The sequence below is a fragment of the Pseudomonas sp. BS-2016 genome (genome assembly GCF_001806145.1).
GTDB classification, from domain to species: domain Bacteria; phylum Pseudomonadota; class Gammaproteobacteria; order Pseudomonadales; family Pseudomonadaceae; genus Aquipseudomonas; species Aquipseudomonas lundensis.
In genome coordinates this window covers 1-1,775 of the sequence record NZ_MLCT01000101.1, presented here as the reverse complement: position 1 = coordinate 1,775, position 1,775 = coordinate 1, and the positions used below count along the sequence as shown (strand labels likewise).

At 62.1% G+C, this 1,775-nt stretch carries 1 protein-coding gene and 1 pseudogene; both read right to left on the bottom strand.

All coding sequences use genetic code 11. The annotated features are described in order from the left end of the window. Nucleotides 1–260 precede the first annotated feature (260 nt). Nucleotides 261–1,064 carry an ABC transporter substrate-binding protein gene (locus BKD70_RS22630; protein WP_034128918.1) on the bottom strand — a complete coding sequence of 268 codons (804 nt, stop codon included), beginning with the start codon at nt 1,062–1,064 and terminating at the stop codon, nt 261–263. A 63-nt stretch (nt 1,065–1,127) separates the two neighbouring features. Next, nucleotides 1,128–1,775: pseudogene (locus tag BKD70_RS22625) on the bottom strand (hypothetical protein); the annotation flags it as partial.

The following is a 1,775-nucleotide window of genomic DNA, read 5'->3' as shown; positions in this document are numbered from 1 at the left end:
ACTAAAGCCTCGGAGAGACCGAGGGAAGCAAAGGACATGAGTAATCCTGTTTTAGTTAGGGCTTGGCCCAAAGGGATAATCTTGCCGGGCGTGAATGGCGCTTAGGGGAGCGCAACCCCGTCCGGTCCTGCTGCGTCTGGCGGGCACTCCACCGGCTCGCGCGGGCTGCAAAGCTGCGCAGTAGCTGGGTTGGGTGCCGTTTTCAAGACCCGAGCGGCCGGGCGTAAGCCTGGCGGAAAGGCCGCAGTATAACAGAGCAATCACTGCGCGCTGCTTTCCTGCTGCTCAACGGCGTGTTCGGGGGCTGGTATGGGTGCCGTTTGCTCGTGCATCCGGCCATATTTGGCGCTCAATGTGGCATAGGCGGGCTCTTGCTTGAAGCGCTTGAGCTCGGCGGCAAAGCGTTGCACCAGCAGGTCCATGCCTGCGCCACGGCGTACCGCAAGAAATTGCTGCTGGCGGCTGACCACCACCGATGCCTGGCTGACTTTACCTTCCAGGCCCAGGGCCTTGAGCACGTGGTGCCCCACGCGCCGGTCAGTCACCACCATATCGACGCGCCCCAGCATGAGTTTGCCAAAGTTGGCTTCATGGCTGGGGGCGGGTTCGCGCTGGAAGGTGTTGGACTTACTGAACGCGTCGCCATAAAGGTAGCCAGGGGAAACGCCAACGGTCAGGCCGCGCAGGTCGTCGAGCGTGGCGGCGGGGTGAGGGCGTTCGTTGGCATAGAACAAGACAAATTCGACTTCCGACAACGGCTCGCTGGGATAGAGCAGCAACGCGTCGCGCTCCTGGCTGTGAAAGATATCCAGCGCGCCGTCGGCGTGGCCCTGCTCGAGCATCGCCAAGCAGCGCTTCCAGGGCAGGAACTGCCATTGCACCTCCACCCCCAGGCGCTGGAACACGATCAGGGTGGTTTCATAATCCAGGCCGGCCATGGTGCCGTTGTCTTCGTAGACATAGGGCGCCCAGGGTTCGGTGACAATGCGCAGTTTCTCGCCATGAGCGGCCAGGCTCAGGCAAGAAAACAGCACAGCGGTCAACAGCTTGAAGAGGACGGGCATACCCTGAGGTTACGACGCTCCCCGAAGAAAGAGAAGCTCTGGCACGCGCATTGGCGGGCGGTCTTACTTCGCGGGAGCGTTCAGCAGGTGTTCGTGGATCGCGGCCCGGCGCTCACCCAGAATCAAACGCACCACGGGGTTGGCGAACCAGTGTTCCAACTGGTGGGCATCAATCGGGCGCTTCTGGCGTTCTTCCTGGTTTTGTCGGGCCTTGTCCCACCAAACCGGGCCGCACGCCTGGTCGAACTCGTTTTCGTGTTCGTAGCAGCCGTAGAGAATCTCGCGGATGAACTGTTGCTGATGCTTGGGCAGCAGCAGGGTGATCAGCTTGTACATCAAACGCTGCAAACGCGGCGGGCGCGGCAGGTGCGAGGAGACTTGGCGCGTATCGGCCAGGGCTTGCACACTGGTGGGCGCGCTGGCGTGCTTGGCGATCCACGCCTTGACCTTGGCCCGGAACAGCTGTTTGCGGCTCCAGTAGTGGTGGATCAGGTCCGGGCACTCGCGCACCTTGAGGGTACGGTAGGCGGCGATGGACAGGCAGAACTCTTCCAGGGTGTAGGCGCCCTGGGCGTGGGGGAACAGTTCATCCATCAACTCGATGGAGTGGTCGAGGATGTGCGCATCCTGTTGGGTCAGGCCCATGACGCCGGAGTTGAGGGTCATCATGTCATCGTCGGCCACGCCCATGTCCAGCAGGCGCTGGCGCAG

Coding starts and splice junctions, on each gene's coding strand:
- BKD70_RS22630 (WP_034128918.1), bottom strand. CDS start 1,064: ATGCCCGTCCTCTTCAAGCTGTTGACCGCTGTGCTGTTTTCTTGCCTG.